We start from the raw sequence: 22,094 nt of genomic DNA, 5'->3' as shown, positions 1-22,094 counted from the left end.
CTATAAAGATAAAAGGAAAAATGGTGAGGTTAAGAGTAAGAAACCTCCCATCAGTGAGGCCCTAACTATCCGCTAAGGACAGTGAATCATTTACCCGGGCCCTTTACAATCCCTCGAATACATTCGATTACCCTTTCTCGGTCGGTTGACGTTAAATTGGAGCCTGAAGGCAGACAAATCCCTTTTTCAAATAATTCACCTGAAATACTCTGATCAGGCTGATGCGGATAATAGCTAAAGTTCTGATACAGCGGCTGCAGATGCATAGGTTTCCAAACAGCACGAGCTTCTATGTTTTGTTTCTCCAACAATTCGACTAATTGCGGTGCTGATATACCGCACTTTATAGGATCAATCGTTAAAGCAGTCAACCATCTTGTAGATTTTCCATGAACGGATTCGGGCATAAAGTCAATTCCATCAATATCTGAAAGGCGGGAAAAGTAATGGTTAAAATTAGAACGTCTTGCCTCGACCCGCTTCTCCAGTACCTTTAGCTGTCCTCTTCCAATACCGGCAAGTATATTGCTTAACCGATAATTATAACCTAGATCACTATGTTGATAGTGTTTGGCAGCATCACGAGCCTGAGTGGCCCAAAAACGGGCTTTTTCCAGGCTCTCCAGATCATCAGATACAAGCATGCCGCCGCCTGATGTTGTAATGATTTTATTTCCATTAAATGAGTAAATACCAAAACGGCCAAGTGTTCCGCTCGCTTTCCCCTTATAGGTCGCTCCGAGGGACTCTGCGGCATCTTCTATGACCGGTATTCTGTATTGATCACATATCTCGATGATTGTTGCCATATCTGCACTTTGGCCGTACAGGTTAACTACAATAACAGCTTTTGGGAGCTTTCCATCAAAGGCAGCCTCTTTTAATGCCTGCTTTAATGCCCCGGGACTCATATTCCAGCTTTCTGGTTCTGAATCGATAAAAACGGGTACGGCCCCCTGATATAAAATGGGATTGGCACTCGCTACAAATGTTAAGCTGGAACAGAAGACCCAATCTCCGGCCCCTACTTCCAGAAGCCTTAGAGCTAAATGAATGGCTGCTGTTCCAGAACTTAATGCAAGTGCTCCCTGAACCTTTACATAGTCTGCAAGTTCTCGCTCAAAGGAATCGACATTCGGACCGAGAGGAGCAATCCAATTGTCAGCGAATGCTTTCTCCACAAATTCTTTTTCATGCCCCCCCATATGTGGAGGGGAAAGATATATTCGCTTTTGAAAAGAATTCATTTTCTTCTCACACCTTTTCAATTAAGTGGTGAATCCTTATAAAAAGTTAGCGGTAAGTGTTAATAGGGGCTTTTACTGTGGAAAATTAATGGAGCCATTTGCTTAAATCATTCAAGATTGATTTGTCGACCAATGTAAATTCGGTCCCTGCGATTTTAATTTTTGCTCCATCGTAAGGGGGAAACCAAAAAGCTCTAATCTTTCTTCTGATTACTTCTTCATTGTCGTGAGGCATAATGTATTTCATTTGCTCGAACTGCTCCCGATTGATATAAATGCCCTCTTGCTTGTTCTGTTTCATTCTTGGCAAGGAAACATTCTTTTGCAGGCTGGTTATAACCTCTTTAAAAAGAAGAAACATTTCTTCCTGGCTCTTCTGTTCCAAACTTAAAGCTGTTTCATTTTGGGGATCTATTTTAAGACGGTGCACCTTGATAATATCCCCTTCATCAATTTCTCCGCTCATATAATGTGCCGTAACTCCGTAATATTCCCTTTCCTCAAGTATCGCTTTGTTGTATCCGCCCACTCCCCTTAAATCCGGCAGCGGCGCGGGATGGAAATTAATGGCTCCCAATTTAGGGATTGAAAGTAAAGGTTCTTTTATCTTCTCCCAGAACAAATATGAAATGACTAAATCTACCTTTTCAAACGGGACAGGGCTCCCTGCCCCAGCCTCAATCCAACTGTACAATTCGTTGATGGCTGCAGTCTGGATTCCCCGCTCTTTTGCCTCTTCCAACAAAGATCCTTTGCGGTGATCCAGTTCAAGAAAGGCTTCCTTTCCTACAACGGCTACAACATTGTGACCTTGCTCAAGCAAGAATCCAAGTGCTTTTGCAGCCCAAGTTTTTCTCCCCAACAATATAATATTCAAACTTTTTCCTTTCATTTTACCGGTCCACCTCAGAATCCCCGTTATTATTTTGATTTCCTTTAAAAAACTCAATTGTCGCCTGGCCTGGCTGATTAATATTCTTTGAACGCAATACCAGCAATATGGTTATGAGAAGAATTTTCAAATCAAGGAAAAATGATTGATTATCCACATACCATACGTCAAGCTTGAACTTTTCTTCCCAGGTAATCGAATTCCTTCCATTTACTTGTGCCCATCCGGTAATTCCCGGCTTAACCTCATGTCGGCGCATTTGCTCTTTTGTATAAAGAGGCAAATATTCCATTAAAAGCGGTCTGGGCCCGACCATACTTAATTCACCTTTCATAACATTGAACAATTGGGGTATTTCATCCATACTATAACGGCGAAGGAATTTCCCGAAAGCTGTCAGCCTTTCGGAGTCAGGCAGCAGCTTGCCATTTTCGTCCCGTCGGTCTGTCATTGTTCTGAATTTGTATAATAAAAATGGCTTGCCATGGAGTCCGGGACGGAGCTGTTTAAAGAAAACCGGTGCTCCCAGATGAATCCGAACCAGCAGAGCGATCAAGAAAATAAGAGGGGAAAGAAAAAGCAAGAGGAGTGATGAAAAAATAAAATCAAACATTCTTTTCATTAATCATCTTCTCCCCTTTTTCCTTCTAATTGCAGGTTGAGTAAATGGTGAAAAATCTGCAGCTGCTTTTTAATAACATTTTCTTCATTGAACTCTTTTTCTGCCATTCTTCTGCTGTTTATTCCCAATTGTTCTCTAATTTTTTCGTTTTTTATTAATAGCTCCAATTTCTCGGATAACTGAAAATGGTCTTCCTTCTCTACCAAAAATCCATTTTCTCCATCCACTACTTCCTCACGGCAGCCTCGTATATTCGTTGCAATAATCGGCTTCCCCATTGACATTGCTTCAAGGATTGAACGCGGAAGCCCTTCTCTGTATGAAGGGAGGACAAAGATGTCGCTGATTGAAAGCAGTTCGGGAATATCTTTTCTAAATCCCGTTGCAATCACTTTTTCATCTTTCATTAATTTTTGCAATTCCTTGTAACTTGTTTGGTCTCTTTCACTCAGCGATAAGTCTCCGATAACTAAAAGCTTTGTTTGCTGATGTTTTTCTTTTAATAGTCTAAAACTTTCTATTAGTTCAAAAATCCCTTTTTCTCTTACAAGTCTGCCTATGAAACAAATGACAATATCATCATCGGCAATTCCCAGTTCCTGTCTTAATTTTTCTTTGGCCGCCGCTACTTTATTTGGATGAAACCTTGAATAAACGTCTACACCATTGCCTATATGACATATACGAGAGGTTTCCTTAAATGACTTCTCTAAGCACAATTCATAATCTTCCTTGCTCTGCAAAAGCAAGTAATCGGTAAAGTGTTTTGCCAGGAATCTTTCAAGTTCATAAAAAAAGCGGTACTGCACGCGCGGCATTCCATCATGAAAGTAGAAGCCGTGTGCCGTATAAACAATTTGCTTCACCCCTGCCATTTTTGCTGCCATACGGCCTAATGCAGCCGCCACAGGGGTATGAACATGAACAATATCATATTGTTCTTTTTTCATTAATGCATACAATTTTATAATTGATTTTATGTTTGATAATGGACTTATTTTCCGGTCGATTGGAACTTCAATCATATGAAATCCTTGATCTTGCAGCTTTTTAAAATGACCGGTGTCTGTACAAGCAACATGAACCGTGTACTGCTCATTCATCAGTGCTTGAATCAAGGGCCCTAGAAGCGTATCTACCGAAACATCTATTGCACATACTTGTAAAATCTTCTTCATTCACATCCCCAGCTCTTTTTAAAAATTTCTCTGCTTCATGTCTGGTGATAAAACAGAGTAGGTCCTTAACTAACCATTAGTTGTTTATTACCTGTTCGTACAGCTCTTCATATTGCGTTACTATTCGAGCAATCGAAAAATGCTGGACAATCCGCTGTCTCGCTGCAAACCCCAGTTTCTTCCTTCCTTCCTGGCCACACTCGATTAATTCTTTTAAGGCCCTCGCTAACCGTAAAGGATTGCCGGGGGGAACAATCAATCCAGTATCTCCTATTAACCAGGGGGTATCCCCTGCTTCGGTCACTACACAGGGAACTCCGCAGGACATGGCTTCTCCGATAACATTTGGAAACCCCTCTGTTTTAGAAGAAGAGACAGCTATATCCAATGCAGCTGTGATTTCAGGGATATCTTGCCTTTCCCCGAGCAGCCGAACATAATTATCGAGGCTAAGCGCCTCTACTTCTTTCATCAAGCAAAGGTTGCCGCTATCAACTTCTCTTCCCGCTAAAATGAATCGGACATTCGGCACTTCTTCAATCAGGAGGGCAGCAGCCTTCAGAAAAGTGGTGTGGTCTTTTTGGGGATGATACCGCCCGATCAGTCCAATGAGCAAGTGATCATCGGTAATTCCCTGTTCAGATCGAAGATTCGTTCCGGCTTTTTCTGAAGGGGCAAATAAATCGGTATCAAAGCCGTTCGGTATAATCACCCTTTTATCGTTCCGGTAGCCAATTTGTTCATGCTGTTTAGCACTGGTTAAAGAGTTATTGATGATTCTTTTAGGCAAAAAAGACATTTTGGCACTCAATTTTATAAGAGCCCTCGTCATTTTTTTCTCTTGAGCAATATGATCAAGGGACTGTCTTATATTCCAAAGTACAGGCTTTTTGGGAAACATAAGACCGGCAACAGCCTGCGACACAAAATTTGCGTGGTACATCCACCCTTGAATAAGGTCAGGATTGACCTGCCGAACATAACGGTATAATTTCCATAAGGACCCGGGCTCCATTTCGCCCGGTTTTAATCCCAGAGTATAAACAGGAATGCCTAAATGTTCTATTTTCTCGCCGATGCTTCCCTTGTCAGTTAAAGACACGACAAAGGATTCAAACTTTGTATGGTCTGTATGCTTTAAAAGCTTGTATAGCATCATCTCAGCCCCGCCAACATCAAGGCAGGTGATAACATGGAGGATTTTCATTCTATCTCCCCCCAGTTGTCCGTTCACTGCCAGCAGCCGCTCTGCTGACCATTTTTCGCAGGAATGCCAGCAGGCCGGGCCCGCCTGTCAAAACTAGAAGTCCATATGCCGGTAAATGGTGGCGTATAGCCGTTCCCCAGGCAATTGTACCCATTGACCATGTAAATTCCAGTGTAAAAAACAAAACCAGCAAAAATCCTAACTGACTTCGCATTTCGCTCTGGGAGCGGCGCCATAACAACAAGGAAAAGCAGATAAGACTAAACCGCAGTATTGCTTCCATACTGGCATAAAGATCATATAAATGTCCGATCTGCCATATAAACGGGGCAAACATATAATTGAGGAACATGATGGGAAGGTTTGTTACAGTTCCGAAAGATGAAGAAGAATCAATAAGGAGACCATAAGTGGTTCGCGAGCTGGAACTTGCTGTTCGGTAATTTTCTACATAGTTTAAAGACTCGCCGGTTGCTAAAGCTGAAATGGCATTTCCAAACTCTTTTGTAACGGAAATCCAGGCGAGAGCAAAGGCAAGCGAAAGTATTAAAGCCAAAAACCTCTGAAACCTGCCCCATATTTTCTTTTTATCAATTTTAAATCCCCAGTAAAGATTGAATACAATCAAGAATACTGAATAAAGCAGCAATCCGTCATGCAGCATTCCAAACGCTGTAATAACTGCAAGTATAAGTAAACCTCTTTTTACCGTTGAACTTTTTCTCTGTTTAAGAGTTAAATAGACCGTTAACAGGAAAAAAAGAACTTCAAGCGGCTCACGCAATGACACAGTACCGAACATAATCACGGACGGCAGGAGGCCAAAAAGAAGCATAAGGCCGACCCGATATTGCCACAGTCCCAGCAGTCTAATTGTTTTAACCATAATGATTAAAGACAATACCATCCAAAAAACTGAAAGCTCACCCCCAAAGAAAAGAGAGGGGCCAAAAACTTTATAAAAATAACTTAAGATCAGCTCATAAATTTCCCTTCCAAATTGCCATGTTGTTTCACCGTATACTAATCGTACTGCTGTTTCATGAAAATCAAGGGCATCTGCTCCCCCGCTCAAAAAGGTTGCGCAGTAGACGTTTGTTATCGCAAAAGCATGGTAAATAGAAATGATTAAAAACATCACAAAAGTTAAAGGTCCATCTTCCCAAAAATCCTTAAAGCACAAAATAATGCCATATGAAAAATAAACTAAAACCCAGCCTGCCCAATCATGGGGAACAGCTTTAATCATAATCACTAAAGGACTTATTATTAAGATGGATATCCATAAATTTTGGAGCCAATCAATGATCCGTGTTTGAGTCACAAGATTCATCCCCCCATTCTTCTTTTTGTATACGGCTGCTCTAATAATAGATCCGTCATTGTTAATCAGAGCATTTTCAGCAAGGTTGTTAGCTACCGCTCTCCTTTTTTGATTCTTGTCTCCATATCTCTTGCAAGAATACGAATACAGTTGAAAGGATTAAGCTGAAGATAAGGGTTAACCCGATATACAGCAATGGTTGTGGTTGAACGGGCTTAGGATCAGCCAGAGCTTTTGACAAAACTTGAACGTTATCAACACCTACGAGGTCGGGAATTTCGTTTTTGAAAGTATCTGCAATGATATCCGCTGTTGAAGCTGCCTCTTCTGTATTATCACCTCTGACTACAATGGTCAATACTTGAGAGTCAGTCTGTGTTTCAACCCTTACTTTTTCTTTTAACTCCCTTTGGCTTTTTACTCCGGGAGCTTCTTCTGCTGCAGGGCCCATGATCCGAGGACTTTCAATTAATTCACCGTAGGTTTTAACAAGCTTTAACTGGTTATTAACATCTCCAATTACAGCTGCCCCTTCTTCTCCCGTTGTTTGATTCACCAACATTTGAACCCTAGCTTCGTAGACGGGCGGAATATAGAAGAAAGTGATTAGCGCACCGACTAATGTCAAAATCAATGTAAATGTAGAAATGGCCCAAAATCGTTTTCGAATCAACTTGGAGTAAGTAAACAGCTGGATACCATCTTGTTCCATTGTTTCATTCAGTCCTTTCGTTAAAGAAGAATAAAATATTGTTCTTATATACTTGTTATCAACAAATGCTTTTGTAAGCCCCCTCTCATACGTTGTATATTTTCTCTATTCTTTATATGAAAATGGGGTATCTCTTGTTCTAGACAAAGCACATTTTACTAGTGCCCTTTATTTAAAAACGCTTGTCTTGATGCCCACCTTCTTCCAGGTTAGGTAAGAAAGTAATAAATTCCAAAATACAGTCGTAAGTGATGTAGAAAAGGCAGCTCCAATCAGCCCGAATGGCGGAATGAGCAATAAGCTCAGTATCAGGTTGAATAAAATGCTTGATCCAAATACAGTCACACTTTGATTTTGATGACCGGTCATGCTCATAAGGAACCCTACCGGTCCGCATGCCGAATTAACAATTTGCCCTATAATCAAAATGACCAGAGCAGTATAACCAATCATGAAATCAGCGCCGAACAAACCTAGAATCCATTTCCCGCATATAGCCATAACTATAGAAAGAGGGACTGTAGCGATTAAGATGATTCTGATTGTAGAAGAGACTGTATTTTGCAACAATTCTTTATCTCCTCGTGCATAAATTTGAGAAATCATCGGTGCAACAATCACATTTGTTACCATCATCCCGAAGGTGGTTAATTCAGAAATCTTTATCGCAATAGAATAAACGCCGACAGCAGAAGCATTGGCAAATATGCCAAGTACGATGATATCTATCTGTCTTAAAGCAATCTTAAAAAAAGAAATTAAACATAATTGAAAGGAAACATTAAACCAATAGGCTGTTTTATATCGGGGACGGATATCTCTAAACAGGCGGTGAACTTTATTTTGAAAAAAAACTCTGACCATGATTAGCGTAGAAACAACGGCTAGCAAAACGGACAACATAGCATGAAATGAATTCGGTTTGATATTAAACAGGCCGTTTATCATTAAAACTATTAAAATAATCAGTAATGGCCTTGCGATTTGTTGAGGAAAGACACTTAGAGCATAGAATTTTGTTCCCTGAAGATAGGCACTGTAAATAAATAAAAGGCTCCAAAAAGGGACAATTAATGCACACATGGCGAAAGTCCTAAATGTTGCTTCATCCATCAATACATAGCCAAAAAACAGTACAATTACTGATAAACTAAATGAACAACATATGCTAATTTGCTGACTTCGGGTTATAAAACCTTTTAATAGACTCCCATTTGCCCTTTCTTGGTACTCAGCTACAAAACGGACAGCCGCTGTATCAAATCCCATTCTTCCCGTCAAAACCATTAAATTCAACCAGGCCATCGCATATGTGAAATGTCCGTAATTTGCCGTTCCCAATGTTCGGGTCAAAACAATTTCAGTCAAAAAAGAAACTCCGATAGCCGCAACATTTAATAAAAATACAATAGCAGACCCATCTATAAGCTTTTTTGATGTGTCATCCTGTAAATGTTTTACAAAAATAACTTTATTAAACTGTCTTTTCATCTTCATATTCCTCTGGCTTTTAGATTAGTAAGGAGACTAAGTCTTTAAAGCTCTATGTCAGTATGTGATGGCAGTTTTCCTTTGTGTTTATTCAACCACGCCTGGAACATTAAAATATTCCACAAATAATGCTGCCAATTCCGCCGCCCCGACAAATGCTCCCTCCACTTTTCAAGGATAGGGGAGACATCGAAGAATCCATCATTACACAAACTTTTTTCATCGAGCAATTCTTCCGCCCATTCCCTTAACGGTCCTCTTAACCAAACATCAATTGGCAATCCAAATCCCATTTTAGGACGCTCAACTAGTTCACTCGGTAAATATTTGTATAAAACCTCCCTTAAGATCCATTTTCCTTTATTGTTTTTGATTTTCATATTTAACGGCAATTGGAAAGCATATTCAACCACACGGTGATCAAGGAATGGAGCCCGTGTTTCAAGGCTTACTCCCATGCTGGCCCTGTCGACTTTCACAAGAATATCATCAGGCAAGTAGGTCTTTGCATCCAAATACATCATTAATTCCATCACATTACCCGGGACTTCCCAATTCCTGTTTTGATGGAGAAATGTAAGAGGTTCTTCTGCATTTAGGAGAATAGAAGAAGGGGATTTCCAAAGGGAAACCAATTTAAAATACATATCTTCTGCGCTTCTTTCAGCAAGGATTTCTGCCATTTTATGAATTTTGTCACCCGGTATTGTTTGCTTGTATTTTTGCGGCAGTAGAGGAGAAATAATAGAGAAGAAGTAATCCCACATCCGGGGTGAAATTTTTGTAAAAGCGCCCGCAGCACTTTTTCTCAATCCGTATGGAATCCAGCGGGTCTTATCCCAAATTTGCGTGGTCCATAAATAGCGGTTGTAGCCTCCGAATAGTTCATCGCCGCCGTCACCCGACAGACTGACTGTCACTTTAGAACGTGCTATTTGAGAAACTAAAAACGTCGGAATTTGAGAAGAGTCGGAAAAAGGTTCACTGTACAAAACAGGCAGCCGCGGGATAACATTCATTGCATCTTCAGGAGTAACATATAACTCCGTATGATCTGTACCTAAATAACGGGCCACCATCTTGGCATGTTTCGCCTCATTATATCCTTTTTCAGTAAATCCTATCGTAAACGTCTTTATCGGTTTGCTGCTTTGTGCTTGCATAATTGCTGTAATGGTAGATGAATCAATTCCTCCTGAGAGAAAGGTTCCAAGGGGTACATCTGCAATCATCTGATTTTTAATCGTTTCTTTCAGCAATTCATCCAATGTATGGACAGCTTCCTCTTCTGTTTGAAAAGTTGGATTGTTTTTAGCGTGTACAATAGTCTCTTCTATTTTCCAATAACACACCGGGCTTATTGTTTGGTTCTGCTCGGTTCTTTTTACAGTTGCGTAGGCTCCTGGCGGCAGTTTATATATACCTTTATAAATGCAATAAGGAGTGGGAATGTAATTAAAGCGTAAATAAAGGGAAAGAACATTTCGATCAATCTCATTGTTAAATTGAGGATGGATACGCAGTGCTTCTAAATCTGAACCAAATACAAAAGTATTTCCAATCCAGCCGTAATATAAAGGCTTTTCTCCCATCCGGTCACGTGCTAAATGCAATAGACCTTCCTGGCGGTCCCACAGAGCAAACGCAAACATTCCTGTAAAGTGCTTTAATGCCCTCTCCACCCCCCATGCTTCAATAGCGGCCATCATAACTTCCGTATCGGAATGACCACGAAACGGATATTCCGGCAGTCTTGCACGCAATTCGTGATAGTTATAGATTTCCCCGTTGAATGTCATCACATAGCGGCCGCTCGCCGAGACCATCGGCTGCTTCCCATTAGAGGATAAATCGATAATAGCGAGACGCCGGTGTCCCAAAGCGATTCCTTTTTCAACATCTATCCATGATCCGCTCCCATCTGGACCCCGATGTATAATCGTACCGGTCATTCTCTTTAATATTCTTTCCATTTCTTCCGTTGTTCTTTGATCAGAATAAGTAAGATATCCTGCTATTCCACACATAATAAAAACTCCTTTTTGCTTTCGCTTTTCCGAGATTTCGATCCTATAACCAGATTCATATACGCGGGAAATCTATCACCCGTTTTTGGCTGTATCATGCGCTGCCGCTTCCTCAGCAAATTTTCCGTTTGCAGAAAAATTCATCTACATCTTATTCTTTTAAAATAAAAAAGGACGTTATCAAAAAGAAAAAGGGCGTGTTCTCATCATTTTAGGACTTTTAGAGCTCCTCAAATCCTTTCCTTCGTTCTTTTTTAGTAAATATGTGAGCAACGGGCAGAGCACTCTTGCACTGTTCCTGCTTCTGTTAAAACAAGAAAAAATAAAACCAGTTGACCAGCTTCTGTAAGCAAATGAGAACAGATCGTTAAAAAGCGGCAAGAAGTTAATGTTCCGCCTTTGAAAAAGGAAGGAAAAAAGCTGTGTACAAATCACAATAAACGTAATTTGTACACAGCTTTCCAATTTCATTCCTGCCATAGAGTGTAATGTTTCCATATATCCGGAAGGAAAGATTGATATTTCGATTGTAAAAACCGATCATCCACAAGCACGATGGTTCCCTCATCTTGTTCCGAACGAATAAGTCTTCCCCCTGCCTGCAGGACTTTATTCATCCCGGGAAATACATATGCGTAATCATATCCGTTTTTTCCATTTTCATTGAAGTAATTCTTTATAATGTTTCGTTCCAAAGAAAGCTGCGGAAGTCCCACTCCTACGATAACCACCCCGGTTAAGCGGTTCCCTTTTAAGTCAATTCCTTCTGAGAAAATACCTCCCAATACGGCAAACCCTATCAATGTTTCTTCTTGATCCACTTGAAAAGCGGCCAAAAATTGTTCCCGCTCCTCTTCTGTCATCTTGGCATTCTGGCGAATGGTATTTTCTTCTCCATACTGCTCTGTAAACTGTTCGTAAATGTCACTTAAATACTGATAAGAAGGGAAAAATATCAGGTAGTTCCCCTTATTCTTCTCCACAATGCTAGAAAGCATCTTTACAATTGGATCCTTAGACCTTTCTCTATCATGGTACCTTGTAGACAATGGCTGAATGAATACTTCAAGTTGCTCCTTCCTGAACGGAGAAGGAATGGAAACAGCCAGGTCTTCTTCTTGTCCGCCGAGTATCTCTTTATAATAACGAAGCGGCGCGAGCGTAGCCGAGAAATATACTTTTGACCAATAGCCCTTGCCCATTTGCCGTAAAAGATTAGATGGATCGAGGCAGAACATCTTAATGACAACTTCACTTCTTTCATATTCAATATATGTGACATAGCGCTCATCATACAGCTTTGAAATTCGTATAAAGTTATGGACGGAAAAATACAGATCCAGTAGCTCTGTATGTGATTGCCCTTCATACTCATTCACAAGCTCCTTTTCAGCTTGGAGGATAAATACTTCAAGAAGTTCTACAAACTCATCCTGCCTTTCTTTTAACAGAAGATTTTTTTGTTCTCCACATCGTTTTCTCAGCCCAAGCAAATAGTTATTCACATCGCTTGCTGCCTTAGCGATCGCTTCACTCTTTCCTTTATACTCTCTTTTCACATGAAGAAAAGCGGACTTGCTTAATTCTGATGAAAACATATCCCTCGCTCTGTCCACAAGGTTATGCGCTTCATCTACCAGCAGTGCCGTTTGCTTCTTTTGTTCTTCGACTAAACGTTTCAAAGAGACCCGGGGATCAAATACATAATTATAATCACATATGATCGCATCGGCTGCATACGCAATATCCAGTGAAAATTCAAATGGGCAAACTTTGTGCTTTCGGGCATATTTTTCAATAACAGAACGATTCATGATGGTTTCGTTTGACAATATATCCAGCACTGCCCCGTTTATCCGGTCATAATATCCATCAGCATACTCACAACTCTTTTTCTGGCAAACTGCCTCCTCCTGAAAGCACACTTTCTCTTTAGCTGTGATTGTCACAACATTCATGCAAAGCCCTTTGTCTTGCATAAAAGAAAAGGTCTCTTCCGCTGTCGCTCTTGTAGTAGTTTTTGCGGTTAGGTAAAAAAGCCGCTGCAATAGGCCTTCTCCTATTGCTTTAACCGAAGGAAAAATCGTTGATATCGTTTTTCCTATTCCAGTAGGTGCCATCGCAAACAAACTCTTGCCCTCTGCAATCGTTTTGTAGACGGCTCCTGCAAATTTCCGTTGTCCCTCCCGGTATGTTTCAAACGGGAAATCCAGTTTCTTAATGCTGCTGTCTCTTTTCTCCCGGTGATTTTGTTTTAATGAAGCATATGGTGCATAATGCTTCACCACATCCAGTATAAATTCTGCCAACTCTTGGAACGACACCATTTCTTTAAATTGCTTCTTCTCTTCAGTTTCAACATGTATATAGGTGAGCTGCACATTGATTGATTGGATCCCATGTTCTTTTGCATACATGTATGCATAGCACTTTGCCTGGGCCCAATGAACAGGATAGCTCTCTTTCGAAATGGAGTGTAAATCTTTTGCAGTGGATTTGATTTCATCTATTGTTACTTCTTCTCCTGAAAAAAGAAGGCCGTCGCATCTTCCTTCGATTTGAAAAGTCAAATCTTCAAAGGGTATTTCCGTTTTCATGTATACTTCCTTTTGATCTGCCTCTTTGTACATTTTTTGCACCTTTTGATGCGCCCTTGTTCCCTCGGTAAGTGTGGTGCTTGTACGAAACCCGGATTCAATGCTGCCGCTTCTATACACATATTCTACTAACGGTCTCACCGAAATCTTCACTTCATTTGACATGTGATCACCTGTTATCATTTTTTATTCATTTTCCGCATACCGCAAAAAATAAAACAAGATAGGGAAGTTTTACTCCCCTATCTCTAAGTTCTGCTATATTCCTGCATTGAAACCGACTTTACAGCGTTTGAATAAATTTATCCTGAAATTTTTACCACAAGGCAGGTTTCGTTACCATAAACCATAACATAATCATCAACAGGCCAAGATAAATCCAGATCGAGCGGTTAAGCTTTCGCACTAGATCTTCTTTGTCCCGTCCCTGTTCATTAAAACTCCTGATGGTTGGTGAAAATGCTCGTGCCAGGAAGAATAAGGAACCTGCTAAGATTATAATGGTTGCTAAAATCCATGGCGTCCCCCATGACCAGGGACCTGCGGTAACAAGCAGTATGCCTGATATAACCAGCACATGGCCGGCATGCTTGGCAAGCCTGACTACAAACCGGAACGTATCCAAGTACGCATGCTGCACTTGCATTTCGGCGTCTCGCAGTTTTTTGATTATTGGTATGAGTACAAAAAAGGGTCCGATAGACAAGATAACACTGAAAATATGTATGTAAAGAAGCAATCGATATAGCATGGTCATCATGTATTCAAATTACTCTTGAATCGGACGGAACTCGTGAACCCACACTCTCATTTGCGGAAGCCAAGGCATTCCTGGATGAATGGACAAAATGGACTGCTTATAATCCTCTACACTCTCGAATCCTTCCTGACGGACATGTTCGTCAGTTAATTCGCCGAGTGATTGTGAGTAAACACGTTCAACGACATAATTATGGCCTTTTAATGTCATTATTTCACCAACATCGGCATATCTCCCGTTACGGCGGGTAGCTGTTTTCTTTCCTGCGATAACCTTCTCCACATCTTCCTTTAGAGTAACAAGGCGATCAATCGTACAGGTTTTTGGCGGTAATACATTATTTTCATTTTGATCTGTCATGGAAAAATCCTCCCTTTCTTTTCAAATACACTTTAACAATACCACATCAGCTTGATATATTGTACTGTTCTCCACATCAAATGAAGCGCTTTCTAAAAGTTTATGATTCTATCATTTTTTTGTTGAAAATTTAGTAGTTTAACGTTATAGTTAGTTTGTCCGATATCAGATGTCAGACATCAGATGTGAGAAGTTTTTAAAAAACGTAATTTCTTTCTTCTCTCCTATTTATTTTTTCTAAAAAAGAAGAGCAATATTTTATAAAAATATGATGAATGGAGCATAGAACATGGATACAAAGATGCTGATTAATGAAGCCATCAAAGCCCGTAAGCAGGCATACACACCATATTCAGCCTTTCAGGTAGGAGCGGCAGTTTTAACGAAAAACGGCAATGTATATTTGGGGTGCAATATTGAAAACGCTTCCTACGGACTGACTAATTGCGCAGAAAGAACGGCTTTGTTTACAGCGGTTGCCAATGGGGAAAAAGACATTAAGGCAATTGTTATTACCGGAGATACAGAGGGACCTATCTCTCCATGCGGGGCATGCCGCCAGGTTCTCGCGGAATTTTGCGATGAAAACACGAAAATCATTTTAACCAATTTAAAAGGTGATGTCACAGAAACATCTATACAGGAATTGTTACCCGGTTTTTTCTCTTCAAAAGATTTGAATCGATAACATTTTAAGGATATTTATCGTTAGTAATTTCGCATCAAGGTTTGAAATCGTATACAAGATGCAGCCATACTTCTGTCATACTATACTACTTAGCGGAGGCAATCATGCAATATTTAATTTCTATTATAGGGTTAATCGTCGTCCTTGGTTTAGCGCTTTTAGCAAGCAATAACCGTAAAAATATTAAGTATAAACCAATCGCTGTCATGGTGGTCATTCAATTAATCTTATCATACGTATTATTGAACACGAAATTTGGATTAGTATTAATCAAAGGAATTGCAGGCGTCTTTGAGAAGCTGCTTGAATATGCCGGTGAAGGGATCGGGTTCGTGTTTGGCGGAATAGCCAACGAAGGCACAATGCCGTTCTTCATCAACGTGCTGCTTCCAATTGTGTTTATCTCAGTTTTAATTGGAATCTTCCAGTATTTCAAAATCCTTCCCTTCATCATGAAAGGAATCGGATTGTTATTAAGCAAGATTAACGGAATGGGTAAACTAGAATCTTACAACGCCGTCGCTTCTGCCATGGTCGGACAATCTGAAGTATTCATTACGGTGAAAAAACAGCTTGGTCAATTACCGCCTCACCGCTTATACACACTATGTGCATCAGCGATGTCAACAGTGTCGATGTCAATCGTCGGCGCGTATATGACCATGATTGAACCGAAATATGTCGTAACAGCGATTGTCATCAACTTATTCGGTGGTTTTATTATCACCTCTATTATCAATCCTTACACAGTAGATGACCGTGAGGATATTTTAGAAATTCAGGAAGAGGAAAAACAAAGCTTCTTCGAAATGTTGGGAGAGTACATTCTTGATGGATTTAAAGTCGCCATCATTGTCGGTGCCATGTTAATCGGTTTCGTTTCATTAATGGCGGCGATCAATAATGTATTTGATTTAGCATTCGGAATCACATTCCAAGAAATTTTAGGATATCTCTTTGCCCCATTTGCTTTTATTATGGGTGTACCGCTTGCTGAAGTGGTTCAAGCCGGCGGAATCATGGCAACAAAACTTGTAACAAACGAATTCGTGGCCATGATGGATTTGGCGAAAGTGGCACCAGAAATGAGCCCGCGTACATTAGGAATCATTTCCGTATTCCTTGTATCGTTTGCAAACTTCTCATCAATCGGAATTATCGCCGGTGCGGTGAAAGGGCTAAATGAAAAACAAGGAAACGCAGTAGCGCGCTTCGGTTTAAAACTATTATACGGTGCTACATTAGTCAGTGTCTTATCCGCTATTATCGTAAGTTTTGTTTTATAGTATTGAACGCAAAAGGCTGTTCCCTCTCAACGTATTGAGAGGGAACAGCCTTTTATTATATAAATCCACGTTCATTTTTAATACGTGTCACCGCACTTTGTTCTATTCACGGCCCTTCTGTTCTCTCATCTTGAATGAGCACACAATCCAAAGGTTCTTGTCAACCCCTGATGCTTCACTCATGGAACATGGATGTTTTTTTATCCATGTTCCATGAGTTATGTGGATTTATATATTAGGCGATTTCCATTTGTATTTTCTCACGGTATGGCTCCAAAGAATAAAAAACAATTTTCTTCATAAATGCCTGATCCATTTCAGGGAGCAGCCGCTCGGCGAATTCCCAGGCATTTTCCTCAATCTTTAAGGAAATCATATTTCGTTCTCTTTCAGTCGAGCATATCTCTAATTGCTCAGCAAGGTTTGATAAATCTTGATCTTCAGCATGTCCAAGTTCATGAGCAAACACTACGGTAAAATAATCTATCATATAATCTAGCGACGAAAACATTTGCAAACACTGTTCTGTGATTACTCCAATATACATTGTAATTGTGTGTTGGTTCATACTGTATTTTCCTCCGACCAAACGGCCTTCCGGAAAATAAGATTCAAGCTGCACACGAGCCGCGCTGCCTGAACGCATTAGCAACTCATTGATTACCTGCTCAATTTTAATTTTTTCCAATTCATACACCTGGCCTTAAAAAGTATAAAAATATTATATAAAAAAACAAGCAGAAAAAACTTGTTTTTCACCTTTTTTTCACTTTTTTAAACGCTCCTTTTTCTACATCTATATTTTCTACATCTATATTCAATACACAATTTTTAAGTCCCCCTAAATAAAAAACCCTCCTGTATGTATAGCATCCTAATTCGAGCGTCTCATTATGGTATTCAACTCTTCGTCTATCATCTTCATAATATGAAGTCAGTTCGGAACAATAATAATGAACAAGAGCATTTCCACTGATTAGGTGATAGAGGGAGGAATTTCATGCGAATCCTTGTTGTACTCTTTTCGTTTCTTCTTGTACTGGGGCCGCCATCAAAAGGAGCAGCACAGCGCCAGGTCCCCATTCTCATTTACCACTCCATTGATGAATTCACAGGAAGCGGCTCGAAGGCCTTATATGTCACTCCTGCAAACTTTGAAAAACAAATGGCCTATTTGAAGGATAACGGCTATACATTGTTAACGTTTGAACAATGGAATAACATCGATAAAGTCAACAAACCCATTTTCATTACAGTGGATGATGGGTACAAAAATAACCTGAATGTATTGAAAGTGTTCCAAAAGCTTAAAGATTCCCGTTTCAAGCCGGCCGCCACTTTATTTGTCATTTCTGATTTCATCGGCCGCTCCAATCGTTTATCAAAATCGGAATTAAAAATCTTGGCCGATTCCGGTTTCTTTTCCATCCAATCACATACCGCCACACACCCCGATTTGAGGAAAATAACGGATTATGATTACGAACTCGGGAAATCGAAAGAAAAGATTGAACGAATTACAGGCAAACCGGTCATTGCACTTGCCTATCCTTATGGGGACTTCAATAATCGGGTAATCGACGAAACGAAAAAATACTATCGCTTTGCGGTTACGACAACGCCCGGACCTTATGTTAAAAAAGGGGTTCCGAACGAGCTTTATCTTCTTCCCCGTATTTATGTCAAGTATTCGACAACGCTGGAAGAATTTGCGGAAGCAATCAAACCAAAATAAAATATAGCCGGCCGTCATTTTTCGGTCGGCTATTGATCTTTCGAGCATTGCTTCTACTGTTCCTTACTTTGAAACAGTTATTCATGTAATTCGATGTTGTTTATATGTGCCCATACCGTAAACAGCCCATTAACAATCGGCTCTATGACATCCTTATCGGTTAAATAAGCAGAGTGCGAAAGCGGATTCCAGCTTTTCCATATATCCCCCGCATTGATTTCCCTATCCTCATTCACCGCTCGATTGTATTCAGGGCTTACTTGTTTTAATGGGTATGATAAGATATCATCTTTATCGTAGAAATTGATCCATTCTCCTTCTAAGTTCGGGTAGTACTGGTGCAGTTTATGGGACGGGATTTGAATGGGCCTGTCAAAGTTGTCATATCGGAGGCTCCACAACGGCAATGTCGTACCTAATGTATAAAACAGCGCCAAAGAATCCCCCTTTTCCAAAGGAGACAATTCGCTTACAGGCAATTGCGCGTTTCCCTGGTTGATTTGTAAATCATAAAAATAGTTGCTGGCAATGACTGAACCTAAACTATGTGAAATCACACACAGCGGCGCATGATGTCCAGCCTTCCCGGCAAGAACACGCAAAACGTCAGCCAGCTTTTGATGGACACGATGATAATTATGTTTGGCGGTTTCAACAGGCTGATAGGCAATAACATCCGCCAAATACTGAATCACAAAACGTCTAAGCCCTTTATAGCGAAGATGGTTGTTTATCACCAAACTTTGAAATAGCTCTTCTTCCCTGTCCCCAAATATTTCTGCCCAGTAAACAGATTCGATCACAATCGGAGAAAAAGGGCCGCTCACGAAGGGCTTTGCTTTTTCCAAAAACGCTTGCTGAAGCAGAACTTCCATGTCTTCTGCATAGTCTTCTTTTTGAATTCCCATCCCATGAATGATTGCAACAGCTACTTGTTTCATGGTCTCGTTTCTCCTTCCTATAAGGTCGTTCTTATTTTAACTTCTCACCTTAGAGTTCATGATGACTTTTCTATTCCCCTTCCCCAAGTTACTCCGTTATATCCTATTACGTCAATCGTATCCATTTTGGCTTTTCGATGAAAAGTGTCTTTAGACATCGTTATCAACTTTGAAATGATTTTATCCCGCATTAACGGACAGTAAGACCCCCACTGATGGAAGTTTCCTTTATTTTTTCATCTTGATGTTCCGGCGTCTGACAAACCTCCGTGAAATCCCGGGTTTTTTCTCAGTCAAATAAATCTCTTTTTTTGTTCAAATTTTCACAAATTGTTCAAACATTAATGTAAACGCTTACTTAATTCTGATGTATACTAATAATATAAATTGCTGTTGTGTATTTTACTCAATTCAGTCCATTATTCGAGCGACTTTTTATACAGACTCTTCATTAAAAAAGAAAGGAGATTAAAAAATGATTCTAAAAGCATTACGGGAAAATCACCTGGTGACGGTCAACTATTATAAAAACGGAACATTAAAAACATGTAAGGGACGCGTTTGCAATCTGAATCTGAACGAGCAAACTCTTTCTTTAAAAGACGAACAACAACAAATTTTTTCCATCCGCTTATCCGACATTAAAGAAATTTATTAGTTCCCCATTCATTTTTAAATGGAGTAGGAAAGTTTGTTACTTACTTGCTTCTTCTTTTTTGGAGGGGGGAGGTACAGGACTTCAGTGTTTTGGGACACCTCCTTTTCCTTCTCCCCAGCCATTTGTTTTCTTCGAATACGATGTATGCTTAACAATAGTAAGGGCAGCCATACGCTGAACGCCAAATCGCAGAATGGCCAAGGTGATGACGATGAATATGAATCTTTTCCCACTCTATCTGCGGAGTGAGTAAAATGATAAAGGTCTCTTTTCTATATACTTTTGTTTATATTTTGCGAGAGTGAGTAAGGCCCAGGCATGATTTAAACTATGAAAATAAAAATAGGCAATGCCGGCAAGTCCCCCTCCAGTCGGATATGTGCTTATCCAGTCTTTTTTTGTTAATGATTCCATCAAACACTCAGTCCCGCGATTTATTTCTGCAGTCGGTTTTTCATGTGTGTCAATCAGCATTTCCAATGCCCAGGCGGTTTGAGTTGGTGTGCTGTATCCTAAAGGAACATATTTTCTCAACTCATCACTTCTGCAAGATTCTCCCCATCCTCCATCTTTGTTCTGAGTGCTAAGCAGCCATTTAACTGCTCGTGAAATGGCTGGGTGCTGCCTGGATACCCCTACAGAAACGAGTCCTATGACTGCTGCACTTGTACCGTGTATATAAGAAATTCCCCACCTTCCAAACCACGACCCATTGGATTCTTGTTGCTTTATTAGCCATTTGACCGCTTTTTTCACTTGGCGATCATCTTTTTTCAAATTTGTCTCTTTTCCTAGAAATTGAAGAACTCTTCCATTCAAATCCGGTGTAGGAGAGTCAACGACAAAATCCTTGGCACCTTCAAACGGAATCAATTTTAACATGCTCTTGTCTGTATTTTTTTCGAAAGCCGGCCACCCCCCGTCAGAATTTTGCATGGAAAGAACCCAGTTTACCCCCCGATTCCACGCTTCCCGATATGATATATTATCTGATGCTGGATCTTTAATTGCTCGTAAGGCCGCTACAGTATCATCAAGATCAGGGTATTTTGTATTGATGTCTGAAAAACCCCACCCTCCCGGCTCCGCATTTGGATTATGAATGCTCCAATCTGCTTTTTTGTTTTGCTGCCGTGAAAGTAAGTAGCTAAACGATTTTTGAATGACTGGATCTGTTGATGGAACACCGGCTTGTTGCATTGCATGACTAATCAGAGCTGTATCCCATACTGTTGAAGCGGCAAACTGTAAATGAGGTCCTTCATTTGTTGCATAGACAAGGGTTTTTACACCCTGTACAGCATTGGTTATAACATCGGAGCTTTTTGAATACCCAAGGGCTAAAAATGCAAAAATCATTAAAATGGTAGAAGTGGAGTAAGTGAGAAGTGTCCCATTAGGCTCGATTCGATCTAACATGAATTTTTCCGCTTGTTGGAGCGCTTTTTTATGAAGCCGATCAGAGAGAAAGGAGAGTGACCTGGCCCCAAAATTTAATGATTGAAATAAAAGGGCGATGGGAGAGTGTGACTTTTTGAAGGGTTTATTTTGTACATAAAGATCACTAATATCAGGAGTATAGCGGCTTTTTATCGAAAAATTTTTATCTGCCATAATTATAAGCGGAATAAGATGAACACGGGCATGACCTGATAAATCAAATATATTCAAGGGAAACCATTTAGGAAAAAGAATCATTTCAATCGGGATTTCTATATTCTCCGGCCAGGGAATTTGTCCGGTTAATGCAAGAAGAATTTGTGTCAGCAAGCTTTTGACATTTGAAATCCCACCATTTTCCCGGATGAATCGATTTGCTTCTTGCATCCGTTTCTCGTCTTTTTTTATATAGCCGGAGTAAAGCAAGGCGTAATACGCTTCAACTGTTGCATCCAAATTCCCTTCCTCATCATGGAACAGCTTCCACGCTCCGTTTTCCGCCTGCTTGGCCATAAGCTGGTTAACAAGTCGGCGAATCAGCTCTTCCTCATTTATTTCAAGTATTCTTAAAAGGACAATTAAATACGCATCTGTTACAGGACCATTTTCTAAGCAATATCGCCAGGCACCATCCACGCTTTGGTATCCTTTAAACTGTTGAACAAGGTCATTTATTGTTGATTCTACTTTTTCTGCCACATCCAAACCATTCCTCTCCTCTTGCAAATTTTCACTTGTCTTATAAGGTGACGTTTAAATTTGACATCGTTGTTAACAGTATATGTGATGTTTCTGTAAAGTGTTAAATAGAACGATCTGCCTTATGTGCTATCCCCCTTTTTCCTCTCCTGATTTCATCAATAACAAAGAGGGTGTCCCATAAGTTCAAAAAAATGATGGGTTTTATGTTTTATGCAAAATGGACCGTC

19 protein-coding genes are annotated in these 22,094 nt (G+C 40.2%); 4 read left to right on the top strand and 15 right to left on the bottom strand.

Going from position 1 to position 22,094, the window contains the following annotated elements; translation table 11 throughout:
* Positions 1-86: 86 nt before the first annotated feature.
* The 12 genes from ACFOU2_RS08425 to ACFOU2_RS08370 form a co-directional block, all read right to left on the bottom strand.
* Positions 87-1,247 (bottom strand): DegT/DnrJ/EryC1/StrS family aminotransferase, encoded by a 1,161-nt coding sequence (locus tag ACFOU2_RS08425; protein WP_377914111.1) that lies wholly within the window; start codon positions 1,245-1,247, stop codon positions 87-89.
* Positions 1,248-1,332: 85 nt separating this feature from the next.
* Positions 1,333-2,139, bottom strand: coding sequence for a formyltransferase family protein (locus tag ACFOU2_RS08420; protein ID WP_377914109.1), 807 nt, complete (start codon positions 2,137-2,139; stop codon positions 1,333-1,335).
* 1 nt (position 2,140) lies between these two features.
* Positions 2,141-2,761 (bottom strand): sugar transferase, encoded by a 621-nt coding sequence (locus ACFOU2_RS08415; RefSeq protein ID WP_377914107.1) that lies wholly within the window; start codon positions 2,759-2,761, stop codon positions 2,141-2,143.
* Complete coding sequence (locus ACFOU2_RS08410) at positions 2,761-3,939, bottom strand: glycosyltransferase family 4 protein (protein ID WP_377914105.1); 1,179 nt, start codon at positions 3,937-3,939, stop codon at positions 2,761-2,763. Before ACFOU2_RS08410 ends, ACFOU2_RS08415 begins: the two co-directional genes overlap by 1 nt.
* 76 nt (positions 3,940-4,015) lie before the next feature.
* Positions 4,016-5,146, bottom strand: coding sequence for a glycosyltransferase family 4 protein (locus ACFOU2_RS08405; RefSeq protein ID WP_377914103.1), 1,131 nt, complete (start codon positions 5,144-5,146; stop codon positions 4,016-4,018).
* A gap of 1 nt (position 5,147) precedes the next feature.
* Positions 5,148-6,470 (bottom strand): hypothetical protein, encoded by a 1,323-nt coding sequence (locus ACFOU2_RS08400; RefSeq protein ID WP_377914101.1) that lies wholly within the window; start codon positions 6,468-6,470, stop codon positions 5,148-5,150.
* Positions 6,471-6,558: 88 nt separating this feature from the next.
* Positions 6,559-7,182: a YveK family protein gene (locus tag ACFOU2_RS08395; RefSeq protein ID WP_377914099.1), complete on the bottom strand. Its 624-nt coding sequence runs from the start codon at positions 7,180-7,182 to the stop codon at positions 6,559-6,561.
* A 168-nt stretch (positions 7,183-7,350) separates the two neighbouring features.
* Positions 7,351-8,673 carry an oligosaccharide flippase family protein gene (locus ACFOU2_RS08390; protein ID WP_377914097.1) on the bottom strand — a complete coding sequence of 441 codons (1,323 nt, stop codon included), beginning with the start codon at positions 8,671-8,673 and terminating at the stop codon, positions 7,351-7,353.
* A gap of 44 nt (positions 8,674-8,717) precedes the next feature.
* Entirely contained in the window at positions 8,718-10,700 is a 1,983-nt protein-coding gene (gene asnB / locus ACFOU2_RS08385; RefSeq protein WP_377914095.1) for an asparagine synthase (glutamine-hydrolyzing), read from the bottom strand.
* Positions 10,701-11,167: 467 nt separating this feature from the next.
* Positions 11,168-13,462, bottom strand: coding sequence for an ATP-dependent DNA helicase (locus ACFOU2_RS08380; RefSeq protein ID WP_377914093.1), 2,295 nt, complete (start codon positions 13,460-13,462; stop codon positions 11,168-11,170).
* Between the two features lie 151 nt (positions 13,463-13,613).
* Positions 13,614-14,048 carry a hypothetical protein gene (locus tag ACFOU2_RS08375; protein ID WP_377914284.1) on the bottom strand — a complete coding sequence of 145 codons (435 nt, stop codon included), beginning with the start codon at positions 14,046-14,048 and terminating at the stop codon, positions 13,614-13,616.
* A gap of 18 nt (positions 14,049-14,066) precedes the next feature.
* Positions 14,067-14,417: an ASCH domain-containing protein gene (locus ACFOU2_RS08370; RefSeq protein WP_377914091.1), complete on the bottom strand. Its 351-nt coding sequence runs from the start codon at positions 14,415-14,417 to the stop codon at positions 14,067-14,069.
* 289 nt (positions 14,418-14,706) lie between these two features.
* On the opposite strand from ACFOU2_RS08370, the gene ACFOU2_RS08365 reads away from it, so the two are divergent.
* The gene (locus ACFOU2_RS08365) at positions 14,707-15,105 is read left to right on the top strand and encodes a cytidine deaminase (RefSeq protein WP_377914089.1); all 399 of its coding nucleotides are present in this window, start codon (positions 14,707-14,709) and stop codon (positions 15,103-15,105) included.
* A 104-nt stretch (positions 15,106-15,209) separates the two neighbouring features.
* A complete protein-coding gene (locus ACFOU2_RS08360; protein ID WP_377914087.1) occupies positions 15,210-16,391 on the top strand; it encodes a NupC/NupG family nucleoside CNT transporter in 1,182 nt (393 codons plus the stop codon).
* A 235-nt stretch (positions 16,392-16,626) separates the two neighbouring features.
* Here the strand turns inward: ACFOU2_RS08360 and ACFOU2_RS08355 are convergent, their stop codons facing one another.
* Positions 16,627-17,079: a hypothetical protein gene (locus tag ACFOU2_RS08355; protein WP_377914085.1), complete on the bottom strand. Its 453-nt coding sequence runs from the start codon at positions 17,077-17,079 to the stop codon at positions 16,627-16,629.
* A 312-nt stretch (positions 17,080-17,391) separates the two neighbouring features.
* On the opposite strand from ACFOU2_RS08355, the gene ACFOU2_RS08350 reads away from it, so the two are divergent.
* The gene (locus ACFOU2_RS08350; protein WP_377914083.1) at positions 17,392-18,126 is read left to right on the top strand and encodes a polysaccharide deacetylase family protein; all 735 of its coding nucleotides are present in this window, start codon (positions 17,392-17,394) and stop codon (positions 18,124-18,126) included.
* A 77-nt stretch (positions 18,127-18,203) separates the two neighbouring features.
* Here the strand turns inward: ACFOU2_RS08350 and ACFOU2_RS08345 are convergent, their stop codons facing one another.
* Entirely contained in the window at positions 18,204-19,067 is an 864-nt protein-coding gene (locus tag ACFOU2_RS08345; RefSeq protein WP_377914082.1) for a chemotaxis protein, read from the bottom strand.
* 475 nt (positions 19,068-19,542) lie between these two features.
* Here ACFOU2_RS08345 and ACFOU2_RS08340 point away from each other — a divergent pair, with 475 nt between their 5' ends.
* Complete coding sequence (locus ACFOU2_RS08340) at positions 19,543-19,725, top strand: YolD-like family protein (RefSeq protein ID WP_377914081.1); 183 nt, start codon at positions 19,543-19,545, stop codon at positions 19,723-19,725.
* Between the two features lie 234 nt (positions 19,726-19,959).
* Here the strand turns inward: ACFOU2_RS08340 and shc are convergent, their stop codons facing one another.
* Positions 19,960-21,864 carry a squalene--hopene cyclase gene (shc, locus tag ACFOU2_RS08335; RefSeq protein ID WP_377914282.1) on the bottom strand — a complete coding sequence of 635 codons (1,905 nt, stop codon included), beginning with the start codon at positions 21,862-21,864 and terminating at the stop codon, positions 19,960-19,962.
* Between the last annotated feature and the right edge of the window lie 230 nt (positions 21,865-22,094).

This window comes from Bacillus songklensis, from assembly GCF_042649685.1.
GTDB classification, from domain to species: domain Bacteria; phylum Bacillota; class Bacilli; order Bacillales; family Bacillaceae_H; genus Bacillus_BA; species Bacillus_BA songklensis.
This window is presented reverse-complemented; position numbering and strand designations above follow the sequence as displayed.